Annotated in this window: 17 protein-coding genes; 7 read left to right on the forward strand and 10 right to left on the reverse strand. The window is 67.8% G+C overall.

Going from position 1 to position 14,431, the window contains the following annotated elements; genetic code table 11:
• Nucleotides 1-117: 117 nt before the first annotated feature.
• Nucleotides 118-735: a TetR/AcrR family transcriptional regulator gene (locus tag ACHAA3_RS01645; RefSeq protein ID WP_435707190.1), complete on the forward strand. Its 618-nt coding sequence runs from the start codon at nucleotides 118-120 to the stop codon at nucleotides 733-735.
• A gap of 8 nt (nucleotides 736-743) precedes the next feature.
• Here ACHAA3_RS01645 and ACHAA3_RS01650 read toward each other — a convergent pair whose 3' ends face one another.
• Nucleotides 744-944, reverse strand: a complete 201-nt coding sequence (locus ACHAA3_RS01650; RefSeq protein WP_435707191.1) for a hypothetical protein — start codon at nucleotides 942-944, stop codon at nucleotides 744-746.
• A gap of 67 nt (nucleotides 945-1,011) precedes the next feature.
• Between ACHAA3_RS01650 and ACHAA3_RS01655 the strand changes: the two genes are divergently transcribed.
• Entirely contained in the window at nucleotides 1,012-1,812 is an 801-nt protein-coding gene (locus ACHAA3_RS01655; protein WP_435707192.1) for a DUF1206 domain-containing protein, read from the forward strand.
• A gap of 36 nt (nucleotides 1,813-1,848) precedes the next feature.
• Here the strand turns inward: ACHAA3_RS01655 and mca are convergent, their stop codons facing one another.
• Nucleotides 1,849-2,700, reverse strand: a complete 852-nt coding sequence (gene mca / locus ACHAA3_RS01660) for a mycothiol conjugate amidase Mca (protein ID WP_435707568.1) — start codon at nucleotides 2,698-2,700, stop codon at nucleotides 1,849-1,851.
• Nucleotides 2,701-2,817: 117 nt separating this feature from the next.
• Here mca and ACHAA3_RS01665 point away from each other — a divergent pair, with 117 nt between their 5' ends.
• Together ACHAA3_RS01665 and greA are read left to right on the forward strand one after the other, a co-directional pair.
• Nucleotides 2,818-3,204, forward strand: coding sequence for a DUF4307 domain-containing protein (locus ACHAA3_RS01665; protein ID WP_435707193.1), 387 nt, complete (start codon nucleotides 2,818-2,820; stop codon nucleotides 3,202-3,204).
• A 62-nt stretch (nucleotides 3,205-3,266) separates the two neighbouring features.
• A complete protein-coding gene (gene greA / locus ACHAA3_RS01670) occupies nucleotides 3,267-3,770 on the forward strand; it encodes a transcription elongation factor GreA (RefSeq protein WP_435707194.1) in 504 nt (167 codons plus the stop codon).
• Between the two features lie 16 nt (nucleotides 3,771-3,786).
• Here greA and ilvA read toward each other — a convergent pair whose 3' ends face one another.
• A complete protein-coding gene (gene ilvA, locus ACHAA3_RS01675) occupies nucleotides 3,787-4,977 on the reverse strand; it encodes a threonine ammonia-lyase (protein ID WP_435707195.1) in 1,191 nt (396 codons plus the stop codon).
• Nucleotides 4,974-6,083, reverse strand: coding sequence for an AI-2E family transporter (locus ACHAA3_RS01680; protein WP_435707196.1), 1,110 nt, complete (start codon nucleotides 6,081-6,083; stop codon nucleotides 4,974-4,976). The genes ilvA and ACHAA3_RS01680 overlap by 4 nt, the downstream gene beginning before the upstream one ends.
• Nucleotides 6,084-6,188: 105 nt before the next feature.
• On the opposite strand from ACHAA3_RS01680, the gene msrA reads away from it, so the two are divergent.
• A complete protein-coding gene (msrA, locus tag ACHAA3_RS01685) occupies nucleotides 6,189-6,818 on the forward strand; it encodes a peptide-methionine (S)-S-oxide reductase MsrA (protein WP_435707197.1) in 630 nt (209 codons plus the stop codon).
• A 3-nt stretch (nucleotides 6,819-6,821) separates the two neighbouring features.
• Here msrA and ACHAA3_RS01690 read toward each other — a convergent pair whose 3' ends face one another.
• Nucleotides 6,822-7,643 (reverse strand): SDR family NAD(P)-dependent oxidoreductase, encoded by an 822-nt coding sequence (locus ACHAA3_RS01690; RefSeq protein ID WP_435707198.1) that lies wholly within the window; start codon nucleotides 7,641-7,643, stop codon nucleotides 6,822-6,824.
• A gap of 21 nt (nucleotides 7,644-7,664) precedes the next feature.
• On the reverse strand, nucleotides 7,665-8,375 hold the full coding sequence (locus tag ACHAA3_RS01695) for a tyrosine-protein phosphatase (RefSeq protein WP_435707199.1): 711 nt from the start codon (nucleotides 8,373-8,375) through the stop codon (nucleotides 7,665-7,667).
• A gap of 32 nt (nucleotides 8,376-8,407) precedes the next feature.
• Between ACHAA3_RS01695 and ACHAA3_RS01700 the strand changes: the two genes are divergently transcribed.
• On the forward strand, nucleotides 8,408-9,328 hold the full coding sequence (locus ACHAA3_RS01700; protein WP_435707200.1) for an SGNH/GDSL hydrolase family protein: 921 nt from the start codon (nucleotides 8,408-8,410) through the stop codon (nucleotides 9,326-9,328).
• A gap of 70 nt (nucleotides 9,329-9,398) precedes the next feature.
• Here ACHAA3_RS01700 and ACHAA3_RS01705 read toward each other — a convergent pair whose 3' ends face one another.
• On the reverse strand, nucleotides 9,399-10,238 hold the full coding sequence (locus ACHAA3_RS01705) for a Bax inhibitor-1/YccA family protein (protein ID WP_435707201.1): 840 nt from the start codon (nucleotides 10,236-10,238) through the stop codon (nucleotides 9,399-9,401).
• A gap of 170 nt (nucleotides 10,239-10,408) precedes the next feature.
• Here ACHAA3_RS01705 and trmB point away from each other — a divergent pair, with 170 nt between their 5' ends.
• Nucleotides 10,409-11,107, forward strand: a complete 699-nt coding sequence (gene trmB, locus ACHAA3_RS01710; protein WP_435707202.1) for a tRNA (guanosine(46)-N7)-methyltransferase TrmB — start codon at nucleotides 10,409-10,411, stop codon at nucleotides 11,105-11,107.
• Here the strand turns inward: trmB and ACHAA3_RS01715 are convergent.
• The 3 genes from ACHAA3_RS01715 to ACHAA3_RS01725 all read right to left on the reverse strand — a co-directional run bounded on the left by ACHAA3_RS01715 (nucleotide 11,104) and on the right by ACHAA3_RS01725 (nucleotide 14,373).
• On the reverse strand, nucleotides 11,104-11,397 hold the full coding sequence (locus ACHAA3_RS01715; protein WP_435707569.1) for a GNAT family N-acetyltransferase: 294 nt from the start codon (nucleotides 11,395-11,397) through the stop codon (nucleotides 11,104-11,106). The genes trmB and ACHAA3_RS01715 overlap by 4 nt on opposite strands.
• A gap of 75 nt (nucleotides 11,398-11,472) precedes the next feature.
• Complete coding sequence (locus tag ACHAA3_RS01720; protein ID WP_435707203.1) at nucleotides 11,473-11,889, reverse strand: hypothetical protein; 417 nt, start codon at nucleotides 11,887-11,889, stop codon at nucleotides 11,473-11,475.
• Nucleotides 11,890-12,027: 138 nt separating this feature from the next.
• Nucleotides 12,028-14,373: an acetyl-CoA acetyltransferase gene (locus ACHAA3_RS01725; protein ID WP_435707204.1), complete on the reverse strand. Its 2,346-nt coding sequence runs from the start codon at nucleotides 14,371-14,373 to the stop codon at nucleotides 12,028-12,030.
• Between the last annotated feature and the right edge of the window lie 58 nt (nucleotides 14,374-14,431).

The following is a 14,431-nucleotide window of genomic DNA, read 5'->3' on the forward strand; positions in this document are numbered from 1 at the left end:
CACTGATCTTGACAACCGTCAAGATAATTCTTGACGCCTGTCCAGTAGGATGCGATCTCCCAGTGCACAGGCGCAGGACGACTAGACTCAGGAACAGCTGGACGGGAGGAGCTGATGGTGACGACGTCGAACGACCGCGCCGAGAAGTCGTCCGTCGACAAGTTCTCGCGCCGCCGCGAAGAGCTGGCGTCGGCGGCCCTGGTCACGCTCGCCGACCGCGGCTACGCCAACACCGGACTGCGCGACATCGCCGACAACTCCGAGTTCTCCCACGGCGTCCTGCACTACTACTTCACCGACAAGAACGATCTGCTGCAACAGTGCGTGCGTCAGTACAAGACGGACTGCGCCACCCACTACGACGACATCGTCGCCACGTCCGTCACCGCAGACGAGCTGGCTGATCGATTCTCGACGGCCATGGCCGAGACCTTGCGCGACGAAGCCTCCATGCACCGACTCTGGTACGACCTGCGCAACCAGAGCAGGTTCCAGCACGAGCTCGTCGAGGTGATCCGCGACATCGATGGGCTGCTGCAGGAGATGATCTGGAAGATCGTCACTCGGTATGGCGCGCTGTCCCACACCACCGTGCAGGTCGAGCCGTCCCTCGCCTACGCCGCGTACGACGGCATGTTCGAGCAGTCAGTAGGTGCGTTCATGTCCGGTGACCTCACCGCGCTCGACCAGGTGTCGCGGGACGGGAAGCGGCTCCTGCGCCTCCTCGTCGCCTGACCGGTCGCTCATGCGGAGTCTTCGCCCTCCCAGGGCCGATTGGCCACGCGTGAGTGCTTGATGAACGAGCGGACGAGCACCACCAGGCCAAGACCCATCGCAGCGACGACACCGAGCGCGATCCATCCGGGCTTCACATTCTCGGGCGTGATGGGGACGTCCGCGGTCACGAAGGCCACGAAGGAGGTCACGACGACTTGCTCAAGCATGCTGCCACCGTACCTGTGACGGGCCGGATCCGTGCCGTGGTCTCCGCGCATGGGAGCATCCGGACCTATGGAAGCCACAGACGTCGACGACACCGTGACCTTGCAGGCCGGCGCCCGGGTGGGACTGGTGGCCTACGGCGTCGTCCACCTGTTGATCGCCGTCATCGCCGCGCAGGTCGCCTGGTCGGGTAGCGGGCAGGACGCCAGCGCCGGCGGAGCACTGAAGACCTTGGCCGGTCAGCCTTTCGGCGCCGTCGTCCTGTGGATCACCGTGATCGGACTTGCCGCCCTCGCGGTGTGGCAGATCACCGAGGCGATCTGGGGACACCGGGGGAATGAGGGGGCCACGCTGTGGCGGAAGCGGGCCCAGTCCGTCGGCAGGGCCGTGATCTACCTTGCCCTCACGATCACCTCCGGACGCATCGCGATCGGTTCGGGCGGCAGCTCAGGCAGCGGGTCGAGCGAGGAGGCCGCGACGGCACGCCTGATGAGCGTCCCCTTCGGTCGCACGCTCGTGGGCGTCGTCAGTGTCGTCATCCTCGTGATCGCCGCCCGACAGGTGTGGCGCGGCATCACCAGCTCGTTCACCCAGGACCTTGCGCCCGGGGCGACGATCGGGCCCTCGGGCCGGGCCATCGAACGCATCGGAACGGTCGGGTGGGCCGCGAAGGGCATCGCCCTGGGCATCATCGGCGCACTTTTCGCCTGGGCCGCCATCACCTTCGACCCTGACAAGGCAGGCGGACTCGATGACGCGCTCAAGACGTTGCGAGACCAGCCGTTCGGCCCCTACCTGCTGAGCCTCGTCGCAGCAGGTCTGGCCACCTTCGGCCTGTACTGCTTCGCCTGGTCGCGCCACCTCGACTGAGTCCGCCCCAGCACTGAGCCCGCCCGAGCACCCAGATCAGCGCAGGCCGGCGAACAGGTCCGTCTCGGGCAGCTGCGTCTCGACGTGCGAGGTCACCAGCTGGTAGTCCTCGTAGGGCCACGCGGCCGCCTGGATCTCGTGCGGGACCTTGAAGAACCAGCCGTCGGGATCGATCTGGGTCGCGTGCGCGAGCAGCGCCGCATCACGAACCGGGAAGTACTCGGCGCACTCGACCTGCGTGGTGAGGCGCTCCTCATCCTCGGGCTTGCGCTCCCACTTCTCGAGCCGCTCGGCGTACGGGTTCTCGAGTCCGTGCTCGTCCATGGCCTTCGAGATCGCCTCGATGCGCTTGTAGCTCCACCCCAGGTGGTAGTAGAGCTTCGAGACCTGCCACGGCTCACCGGCGTCGGGGTAGGCCTCGGGGTCGGCTGCGGCCTCGAACGCCCACACGCTGATCTCGTGGCACTTGATGTGATCGGGGTGCGGGTAGCCGCCGTTCTCGTCGTAGGTGGTCAGCACCTGCGGCTTGAACGAGCGGATCAGGCGCACCAGCGGCTCGGCGGCGTCCTGCATGTTCATCAACCCGAAGCAGCCCTCGGGCAGCGGCGGCTTGGGGTCGCCATCGGGCCAGCCGGAGTCGACGAAGCCCAGCCAGTCCTGGGTGATCCCGAGGATCTCGCGGGCCCGGTCCATCTCCTCGCGCCTGATCTCGGTGATCAGCGCAGGATTGTCCGTGATGCCGGGGTGCTCGAACTGCGGGTTCAAGATGTCGCCGCGCTCACCTCCCGTGCAGGTGGCCACGTGGACGTCGACGCCCTCGGCGACGTACCTGGCCGTGGACGCAGCACCCTTGCTGGACTCGTCGTCGGGGTGGGCGTGCACGTGCATGAGGCGTAGATCGGCCACGGAAACTCTCCTTCGGGGTCACATCATCTTCCCTCGGCTGCAACAGCGACAGCGCGCCGGGTGTTCCCGACTCAGACACCCTGCTGAGACACTGGAATGGTGAGCAACTCCACCGACCTGCAGCAGCGATACGGCCGCACCGCCCGTCCGAGCTGGTTCTGGCCGACCGTCGCTGCGATCGGCGTGACGATCGGCGTGGCCTTCGCCGCCTGGGTCGGATTCCAGAAGGACCCCGTCTCGGCCCGCGTGTACTCCTACGACATCGCGTCGGACAACCTGGTCACCGTCAACCTCGACGTCGTTCGCCCCGATCCGCTCGACGTCCGGTGCACCGTCTACGCACAGGCGTTGGACCACTCCATCGTGGGTGAGAAGACCGTCGACGTCGCGAGCTCGTCCCAGGAGGTCGAGCGCATCGAGATCGACATCCAGACGGAGCGACGCGCTGTCACCGGAACGCTGAGGACGTGTGCGCAGGTGCGCTGACTGGTAGGATGTGACGTTCACCCCGGGCAGATTCCCGGGGTGCGCTACGTCTAGGAGGCGACATGAGCCAGCCCACCGATTCTGAGACCATCTGGGTCACCCAAGAGGCCTACGATCGCCTGGTGGTTGATCTCGATCACCTCAAGAACGTGGTGCTCGACGACATCACCGCCAAGATCGCCTCCGCCCGCGAGGAGGGCGACCTCAAGGAGAACGGCGGCTACCACGCCGCCCGCGAGGAGCAGGGCAAGACCAAGGCCCGCATCGACCAGCTCGAGGCCATGCTGCGCAAGGCTGAGGTCGGCGAGAAGCCCGCCGACGACGGACTCGTCGAGGCCGGCATGATCGTCACGATCCGTTTCGCTGGCGACGACGACACCGAACAGTTCCTGCTCGGTTCGCGCGAGCTGCTGAGCCTCGACTCCAGCGTCGAGATCGACGTCTACTCCCCCACCTCCCCCATGGGCGCGGCCCTGCAGGGCAAGAAGGTCGGCGACACCGTCAGCTACGACGCCCCCAACGGCTCCACCATCAGCGTCGAGGTCGTCGCCGCCAAACCTTTCTGAGCTGGGCCCTTCTGAGCTACACCAGCACGTAGCCCAGCTCGACCAGACGGCGCTGCACCTCGGCGCGGTGCTGCGGGCCCCGGGTCGCGAACTGCACGTCGACGTCGACCTGGTTGATCAGCAACGAGTCCGACGCCCGGTCGTGATTGACGTTCTGCACATTGACCTGCAGTGACGCGAGATCGCTGAGCAGTCCCATCAGTGCGCCAGGACGGTCCGAGATGCGGACCTTCAGCGCCATGAAGCGGCCACCGGCCACCAGCCCGTGGCGGATCACGTCGAGCAGGAGCAACGCGTCGACATTGCCGCCGGACAGCACCGGCACGACAGGACCCTCGAAGTCGCCGGGACGCTCCAGCAGCGCCGCCACGGCCGCGATCCCGGCAGGCTCGACGAGGAACTTGGCCCGCTCGAGCAGGCCGATGAGCGCCCGGCTGAGGGCCTCCTCGCTGACCGTGATGACCTCGTCGAGGTGCTCGGCCACGATCTCGAACGGGATCGACCCGGGCTGGGCCACGGCGATTCCGTCGGCCATGGTGGGGCGCATCTTCGCGGCGACCGGTTTGCCGCCGGCCAGGGATCCGGGGAACGCGGCAGCCTCCTCGGCCTGCACGCCGACGATGCGGATGTCGGGCCGCTCCGTCTTGAGCAACGCGATGCCGGCGGTCAGGCCACCGCCCCCGAGCGGCACGAGGATCGTACGGACGTCGGGCACCTGCTCGAGGATCTCCAGGCCGACGGTGCCCTGTCCGGCCACGATGTCCTCGTGGTCGAACGGGTGGATCAGCACCGCACCCGTCGACTCGGCGAACTCCAGCGCCGGGACGAGTGCCTCGGTGACCCCGCTGCCGTGGAACCGCACCTCGGCGCCGTAGCCCTCGGTGGCGGCCACCTTGGGCAGGGCGGCGCCGTTCGGCATGAAGATGGTGGCCTGGGTGCCCAGCATGGAGGCCGCCAGCGCCACCCCCTGCGCGTGATTGCCTGCGCTGGCCGCGACCACGCCGCGGGCTCGCTCGACCTCGGTCAGCCGGGCGATCCGCACGTAGGCGCCACGAATCTTGAACGATCCGGTGCGCTGGAGGTTCTCCGCCTTCAGCACGACATCGGTGCCCGCGCGCTCGCTGAGCCAGCGCGAGTGCGCGATCGGCGTGTACTCGATGACTCCGTCCAACAGCTCGCGGGCCGCCCGCACGTCACTCAGATTCATTCGACCTCGACACCGTCCTCGATCTCCACTTCGGGTTCGGGTTCACTCTGGAAAGGTTGCGCCGAGTCGACCAGGTGCCGCACGACGCCGTTCAGACAGGCGGCCAGCGGGACGGCGACCAGCGCGCCCACCACGCCGGCGACTGCGACACCGGCCGCGATGGCCAGGATGATCGCGAGCGGGTGCACCGAGACGAACCGGCCCATCAGGAACGGCTGCAGAACGTGTGCCTCCACCTGCTGCACCACCACCACGGCGATCAGCATGAAGAGGGCGACGACGGGTCCCTGGGCGACCAGCGCCACGAGCACCGCCACCAGGCCTGACACGAACGCACCGATGACGGGCACGAAGGCTGCCAGGAACACCAGGACCCCGATCGCGAACGACAGCGGAACACCCAGGGCCCACGCCGCCAGGGCGATGCCCACGGCGTCGACGAGTGCGACGATCACCGTGGCTCGCACGAACATGGTCAGAGTCAGCCACGCGGTCCGGCCCGAGGAGTCGATCTTCTCGCGCGCCTCCCCCGGGAAGATCGCCACGAACCACGACCAGATGCGGTTGCCGTCGTAGAGGAAGAAGAAGGCCGCGAACAACGCGATGAAGAACCCTGCCAGCACGTGCGTGAGGGTCGTGCCGACCTCGGTCACGCGGGCCAGGACCGCCGTGTCGCTGGAGGCGACGAACTCGCGCACCTCGTCGATGTAGCCCTGCAGCTGGTTGTCGCTGAGGTTGAGGGGTCCGTCGGTGGCCCAGTCCTGGACCTGCGAGATTCCCTCGACCACGTTGTCGCGCAGGTCGGTGACCTGGGTCGACAGCTGCTGACCGACCAGGGCCAGCATCCCGAAGAACGCGGCGAGCATCGTCAGCACCACGGCGAACGTTCCCGCCGCCCGAGGCACACCCTTGGCCTGCAGCCAGTCGACGGCGCCGACGGTCAGGGCCGTGCCGAGCAGCGCGATGGCCAACGGAATCGTGATCTCGCTGAAGTAGCCGAGCAGCCAGATGACCCCGAATCCGGCGGCACCGATGATCAGCAGTCGCCAGGCCCACTGCGTGGCGATCTCCACGCCCACCGGGACCTCGTACCGCTTGTCACTCACTCGAACCTCCGTCACGAGCCTATGACACGTCGGCAGGAACATCGGGAGGGCGCGTGACGTTCAACCGAACAGACGATGAATGCAGTCCCACGAGAGGTGAAGACCATGTTTGGTCGCAAGTCCGAACTGCCCACGTCCGACAACGCCCTGTCCGGACGCGCCGAGCGCCCGTTCGACGTCGGCGACACCCACCTGGTGACCGGCAACCCGCTGGTCACCGACGGCCCCGACGGCTTCGAGATCGCCGTGTTCGGCCTCGGCTGCTTCTGGGGTGAGGAGAAGACGTTCTGGGAGGTCCCGGGCGTCTGGTCCACCACGGTCGGCTACGCCGGCGGCATCACACCGCACCCCACCTACGACGAGGTCTGCACCGGACGCACCGGCCATGCCGAGGTCGTGCGGTTGATCTTCGACCCGTCCATGGTCACCTACCAGCAGCTGCTCGAGGTGTTCTGGGAGAACCACAACCCCACCCAGGGCATGCGTCAGGGCAACGACCGCGGCTCCAACTACCGCTCGGTCATCCTGACCACGAGCGAGGAGCAGCAGGCCCAGGCCGAGTCGTCGCGCGAGGCGTACCAGCAGCAGATGACCCAGGCCGGTTACGGCGAGATCACCACGTCGATCCTGCCGCTGGACGAGTACTACTACGCCGAGGCCGTGCACCAGCAGTACCTCGTCAAGAACCCGTACGGCTACTGCCCACTGCACGCCACGGGCGTCACCTACGCGTGAGGCTCACATGCCGTTGCGGCGGGTGAAGAACGTGACCAGCGGCTGGTAGCGCGGCCCGATGAGGCGCACCATCGCGTCCAGGGCAATGGCATCGGCGCCGATCAGCACGCGGGCCTTGTTCTTCTCGACGCCCTTGAGGATCACCTCGGCAGCCTTCTCGGGCGTGGTGCGCGCCAGCTTGGCGTTGAAGTCCTGCGCCAACCTGGTGTTGTCCAGGCCGTCGACGGCGGTGGCGTTGTTCACGATGTTGGTCTTGATGCCGCCGGGGTGCACGCAGGTCACCTGCACGGGGCGTCGGCGCAGCTTCATCTCCTGGCGCAGCGCCTCGGTGAAGCCGCGCACCGCGAACTTGGCGGAGTTGTAGGCGCTCTGCGTCGGCACGCTGAAGAGGCCGAAGATGCTGGAGATGTTGACCACGTGCCCCTCGCCCGAGGCGATCAGGTGCGGCAGGAACGCCTTGGTGCCGGCGACGACACCCCAGTAGTCGACGTCGATCACGCGGTCCATCTCCTTGAACGACATCGCCTCGATGTCGCCGGAGAAGGCGATGCCAGCGTTGTTGAACACGAGGTTGACCACACCGAAGTGCTCGGCGACCTCGTCGGCGTAGGCCAGCACGAGCTCACGCTGGGAGACGTCGAGCGGATCGGCCTTGACCTCGACGCCGACAGCTCGCACGAGCGCTTCGGTCTCGGAGAGGCCCACGGTGTCGACATCACTGATCGCCAACCGTGCTCCACGACGAGCCAGTTCCACCGAGAGTGCACGCCCGATGCCTGATCCAGCTCCGGTGACGACGGCGACCTTGCCTGCGATGGTGGTCATGTCAGTGCCTCTCGAGAGATTTCAGATACTGTCGGTATCTGAGATTAACAGACGTTGCCGCAGTCGCTCCACGAGATCCTCGTCTCCTCCACCCAGGTCACGGCTCTCGCGCTCCAGCCACCCCACCGTGCCGCCGGGCGCCGCGTCCCAGATGTCCATCACGGCGTCCAGCGCGGCAGGCACCACGTGGAAGTACTCGCGCGGCAGCTCGTCGCGCCGCTCGTTCCCGCTCAACGCGCGGAGGCGGGCGTCGACCGCGTCGATGTGCTCGTTGGTGTGCACGTAGTCGGCCATCACGACATCACGCTCGACCCCGACCAGCCGCATCAGCAGCGCGACCGAGATGCCGGTGCGATCCTTGCCCGCAGCACAGTGGATCAGCACCGGGCCCCGCGCATCGGCGACGATGCGCACCACCTCGACCAGCAGCGGGGCCGCCGACTCGAGCACGGCGGCGTAGAGCGTGACGAGGGTGCCGTCGAGATGGCTCTCGGGCCGCAGCGACGCCAGCAGCGGCAGGTGGACCGTCGGAGGGGCGGCGAGGGTGGGGTGCTGGGCGATCTCCGCCTCTGATCGCAGGTCGAGCACGACCGCTGGCGGCCACACGACGTGGTCGACCACGTCGTGGTCGAAGGGCAGGGCACTGCGCAACACGGCGCCGGAGCGGATCTGTCCTCCGTCCGCTGTGGGAGTCGATCCGATGTCGCGCAGGTTGGGGGTCCTCTGGGTCACGGCGTCACAGTGCCACGGCCTAGAATGAACCCATGCCACGCCCCCGTACTGTCGCCGCGGCGGCAGCGGTCGGAAGCACGGTGACACTCTCCGGCCTCTACGGGTTCCTGGTGGGAGAAGCGCTGCTGGCCCGCCGCGCCATCGGTATGACCGATGCTCGTCCGCCGTCCCCGGACGGCCTCTACGGCGCCGACCTGCCCGGATCCCCGATCCAGGTCCTGGTGCTCGGCGACAGCGCCGCCGTCGGATACGGCATGGAACGCGCCGACGCGACACCCTCAGCCATGATCGGCATCGGCCTGGCCCACGTGCTCGATGCGCAAATCGACGTCCGCTGCCGCGCCGTCGTCGGCGCCAAGGCATCGGATCTCAACGCCCAGATCGATCAGGTCGGCGACTTCAGGCCGGACCTCGCCGTCATCATCATCGGCACCAACGACGTGACCCACCAGGTATCGCCCCGCACGTCGGCGAATCATCTGGGCCGAGCCGTCGGGCGCCTCGTCGACCTCGGCACGGAGGTGGTGGTCGGCACCTGTCCCGATCTTGGCACCGTGCAGCCGATCATGCAGCCGCTACGCACCGTGGCGCGGAGCCTGAGCCGCACGCTGGCCCGTCGCCAGACCGTGGCGGTGGTCGAAGCCGGCGGCAGGGCGGTCTCGCTCGGCGGACTGCTGGGAGTCCTGTTCATGGCCGAACGGGACGTGATGTTCGGCGTCGATCGCTTCCACCCGTCAGAGACCGGCTACGCCAACATGGTCTCGGTGCTGGTTCCGGCCCTCGCCGCCTCGTGGCGCGAGCACGAGCGCACTGCTGCGTACGCCGGCCCGCCGCGCGACGTCATGTCGCTGGACGAGGCAGCCTCCGAGGCCTCCCAGAACGCTGGCACCCAGGTCGTTCAGGAGACCGGCCAGGGTCGCAGCTGGGCCACCGTGCTCCGCCGTCGCCGCTGACTGTCCCCCAGACAGAGCAAGCGGCCGGCTCCCGAAGGAAGCCGGCCGCTCGTCTCAGATCAACAGTTGATCAGTCGCCACGCAAGATGGCGAGGATGCGCAGGATCTCGATGTACAGCCAGACCAAGGTGACGGTCAGACCGAACGCCGCGCGCCAGGACTCCCGCTCCGGCGCACCGGCCGCGATGCCCTTCTCGACGTAGTCGAAGTCGAGGATCAGCATGAAGACGGCGAGCACGACGGCGATGGCCGAGACGACCAGGCCGAGCGTGTTGAAGCCGCGCAGTCCGCCGGACTCCAGCACGCCGGTGAGGCTCAGCACCATGTTGACGAGCATGACGCCCACGAAGCTGAACATCGCGATCATCATGACCTTGCGGAACTTGTCCGTGACCTGGATGTTGAAGAACTTGTACGCGGCCAGGGTTCCACCGAAGGCGACCATCGTGGCCAGCACAGCCTGGAAGACGATCGTGGGGTCACCGACGTAGGTGGAGATCACCTTGGAGAAGGCACCGACGAAGACGCCCTCGACGGCAGCGTAGGCCAGCACCAGTCCGGGGCTGATGACCTTCTTGAAGGAGTTGACCATGGCCAGCCCGAAGCCGATCATCGCGCCGCCGAAGGCGAAAGCCATGGCCCGGTTGAGCGAGGCCTGGTCAGCGGCGACGTCGCCGATCAGGAACCATGTGACGGCAGCGGCGACGACCAGCACACCGAGCGTGATGGCGGTCTTCTCGACCACCGTCTCGATGGTCATGCGGCCCGTGCCGGCTGCGGTATGGGTGGGGTTTCCCTCACCAGTGAGGTCGACCTGCCACTGCGACGGATCGCTGGCGGTCTTGGCTGCCGCACCGCCGCGGCCGTTGAACTCGGCGCTGCGGGCGAAGACGGGGTTGCTGCTCTTCATGGTTCCCTCCGTGGGATGGCTCCGAAAGATTGGAGTCGTTGCCTCCACTCTATACAACGCATCAGGCCATCGAAACGATCCCGTTCTCACTCGTTGGATGGTGCAACCTTTTCGAGCTGCTCCGGGGCCTGTCCTGAGGGCATCCGGTTCGCTCCGACTACGCTGACTCGGTGGAACCGCCCTATCGCCCCCAGCCCGTGTCCTTCTCCCGGCGAGGTGGTCGTCTCGGCGAGCGCCAGCAGAAGGCGTGGGATCAGCTCGCCGACGAGTACGTCCTCGACGTGCCCCGCAACGGCCCGAGCACCTCGGTCGACCCCGACTACCGCATCGACCCCGAGCAGCTGTTCGGTCGGACCGCTCCGGTGATCCTCGAGATCGGCAGCGGGTACGGCGAGTCACTGGCCCACGCGGCGGCCGAGCACCCCGACACCGACTTCCTCGCCTTCGAGGTGTACATCCCGGCCGTCGCCCAGACGCTGCTGCACATCCGACGCGACGGTCTGACCAACATTCGCCTGGCCGTGGCCAACGCTCCGGAGATGCTGAGCACCGCACTGGCGCCGGCGTCACTGTCCGAGCTGCGCATCTGGTTCCCCGATCCGTGGCACAAGACCCGTCACAACAAGCGCCGGCTCATCACCCCCGCCTTCGCCGAGCTGGCTGCCCGGGTGCTGCCGACCGGTGGCACCTGGCGCGTGGCGACCGACTGGGCCGACTACGCCGATCAGATCGACAGCGTCCTGACCGGATCGACCGACTTCGAGGGCAGCCGCTACGAGCGTTTCGAGGGGCGACCGGTCACTCGGTTCGAGACCAAGGGACTGAAGGTGGATCGCGAGATCCACGACTTCGCCGCTCGCCGGATCTAGTTGCCCGCTGGCCGGCGCAGACGGGTCAGCCACAGTCCGGGAGCCGCCTCGATGTCGCCCTCGGCGACGAAGCCCTGCTTGGCGTACATCGCGAGGCCAGGCGGGTTGTCGCGACCGGTGTCGACCACCAGGTCACGACCCTCGTTCGCCTCCACGACTCGTTTCAGCAGGGCGGTGCCCACGCCACGGCGATGAGCCGACGGGTGCACCATCACGCGATCGATCTCGACGTGGTCGGGTCGGTCGTGCCATGCCACGGCGCCGAGCATGTCGGGGCCGTCCCACGCGATGACCCAGGTGCCACGGACGGGTCCGCAGAGGGGTCCGCAGACGTGAGGATCATCGTTCGTACCGTAAGCGGACGCTCACGGTACGAACGGGTATCCGCAGCTGTTGACCAGATCGGCCTTCAGCGGCTCCAGGTCGCCCGCGAGGGCCGGGTCAAGGACCTCTTGCTCCCAGATTCGGTCGGGGTCCTCGACCCACCTCTCGATCAGCACCTCATCAGCGGAGCCCAACAACTGCGTCCCGGCTCGGTCGCGGGCGAGGTTGTCACCGCGCTGCGTCGCCTCGAGGAGGGAGCGCTCCCACCCGCACCGCCAGACAACCGCAAGTATGGACTCTTCGAAGCCCTCCTCGAACGTCGTCGGCCCCTCCTCGAGATCATTGATCGCCTGGAGCCGATCAGCGATCGAGGGAAGCTCGACGTCGTCCGGAAACTCCATGGAGTACGTCGCGGCGGCGTCGAGATACTCCGGGGAGAGCTCCAAGACCGGGGCCACGGACGCCTCCGCTGCAGGAGCCTGCTGGTCCACTCCACACGCTGCGAGGACCATCACGGCGACGATGCTCGTGGCCGCGTGCCACCGTTTCGCCCGTCCGTTCATCATTCCCCTTCGAACGCGTCGCACTGTCTCTGATCAGAGATTACGCCATTGCGGCGGCCGCTTCTCGGCGAACGCCAGGATTCCCTCCATCGTGTCCTGGCTGACCAGCAGCTGATCGAGCGCGTCGGTGTCGTGGCGCACCGCGTCGATCTCGTCGGCGATGCCACGCGTGTCCTCGATGGTCTGCAGGGACAGCCGCACCGATGTCGGCGAGACCGCGATGATCTCGGCGGCCAGTGCGCGGGCAGCCGCCATGGTGCCCCCGGCCGGCGCGAGGCGGCTGACGAGCCCCAGGCGCGACGCCTCCGCAGCATCCATCGAGCGACCGGTGAGCACCAGGTCGTTCGCGATGGCGGGCGGGATGCGTCGAGGCAGACGCACGACACCGCCGGCCGCGGCGAAGAGCCCGACCTTCACTTCGGGCAGCGCGAACCGGGCGGCCTCCTCGTCGGCGACGACCAGGTGGGCCGCGAGTGCGATCTCGAAGCCTCCGCCATACACGATGCCGTTGACGGCGGCGATCACCGGCTTGGTCAGACGTCGTGACGTCAGACCGCCGAAGCCGCCATCGGGTTCCCACGGGAATCCGCCACTGGCCGTGGCGGTGAGATCGTTGCCAGCACAGAAGGCCTTGTCGCCCGCCCCCGTGACGATCGCGACCCACAGGTCGGGATCAGCCTCGAAGGTGTCGAAGACCTGGTTCATCTCCAGGTGCGCGTCGATGTGCAGGGCGTTGCGGACCTCCGGGCGGTTGATCGTCACCTCGAGGACCCGACCGTCGCGCCGGACGGCGATGTGCTCGTAGGTGTCACGCAGACCGAGCGTCGGTGTCGGGGCGAGCTGCTCGGCTCGATCGCGGGTGAGAGTGACCCGGTTCCCGTAGCCGAACGAGCGGACCCACACTCGAGCGCCGAGCGGCTCGGCATCGCCGGTCAACAGAGCCAGGATCTCCTCGTCATCGTCGAACGGGTTGGCCAGGAAGCGCGAGCCTTCCGCCTCGAGCCGGCCCACGATCACCACCGCGTCCCCACGGCGCCCCGAGGCGACGGTGTATGACTCGATGGTCGCCCAGCCGTCGGGGCGAGAGGCGATCGCGACTGACTCGACCGTCTCGAGAGCTTCCTGGGCGCGCCGGCTGGAGGTGTGGGGCCACGCCGCAGGGGCAGCCGAGTACACGCCGGCGGAGTACTTCGACATGATGCCGCCGTTTGCACCCACCAGCACGGTCTGGCCGGAGCGGGCCCGCTCGACCGCCTCGGCGATCGCGTGCGTGGAGTAGTTGTTGCCCGGGCCGCCGAAGTACGGGAGGCCGCCGGTCAACGTCAGGCCGCGGGGGTCGTCGGGGGCGAGGCCGAGCGCATCGCACACCGCGCTGACGGCGATCGGGAAGCAGCTGTACAGGTCCATCGCATCGATCTGCTCGATGCCGACACCGGCGCGCTCGAGCGCCTGACCGATCGCGGCCGAAGCGGCGGGCGAGGCGCCGAGGTCGGGCCGTTCCAGCAGGGTCTTCTCGACCAGGTCTGCGTGGCCGTGCAAATACACCCACCGGTGCTCGGGAACATCGAGCCGGCGGGCGGCGGCAACTGTCATGAGCAGGACGGCTGCCCCTTGATTGACCAGGTCACGTGCCACCAGGGCGCGTGGATACGGATCTGCGACCATGCGATTCTCGTCGGTGACAGTCGAGAGATCATCGGCGGTGCGCGCCACCGGGGCGGCCGACAACGGGATGGCCGCAGCCACCTGGGTGAACGGGGCGAAGAGCTCGCCCATAGAGGCGGCACAGGCGGTTCGGTCCAGGCCGAGGCGCCCGCGACGTGCGTGCTCGAGCAGCGCGTACTGGCTCGGCGCGTCCATCAGTCCGTGCCGCACCTGGGTCAACGTCGTCACGCCACGCAGCCCGAACCCGCGATCCTCCAGCTGACCTCCGGGGTTCTCGCTCCAGTCGGGCTGACCGTCGCCGGCGAGGTGTCGGACCGACGACATCGCCTCTCCCCCGGCGATCAACGCCACCTCCGAACGACCGACGAGCATCTCCTCGCCCAGCTCGGCGACCAGCGCCTGCGGGCTCTGCCCACCGACGATCTCGACGATTGCGCGAGCCGGGTCGGCGCCGATTCGCCGGGCGATCGAGCGCGGCACGTTGCTCGAGCAGCCGAATGGCGGGAACGAGATCGGCGTCGAGACCTCGAACTGGCGGATCGCGGCGATCGTGTCGATGCTGCTGCCGTCGACTCCGGCATCGGCGAGCGCCAGGCGTGCGGACTCCGCGGCGATGTCGACCGGCGACCAGCGGTGGTAGTCCGGCGCGTCGATCGGATCGGCCACCTGCCCGACCCCGACGATGATGGGCGTGCGGTCGTCCAGCTCAGTCATGACGCTGACAGTATCGCTGTCAGGATCTCGGTGCCCCAATCGACACTGCCGGAAGCAC

Origin of the sequence: Aeromicrobium sp. CF3.5 (assembly GCF_051262695.1) — a bacterium.
Taxonomy (GTDB): Bacteria; Actinomycetota; Actinomycetes; order Propionibacteriales; family Nocardioidaceae; genus Aeromicrobium.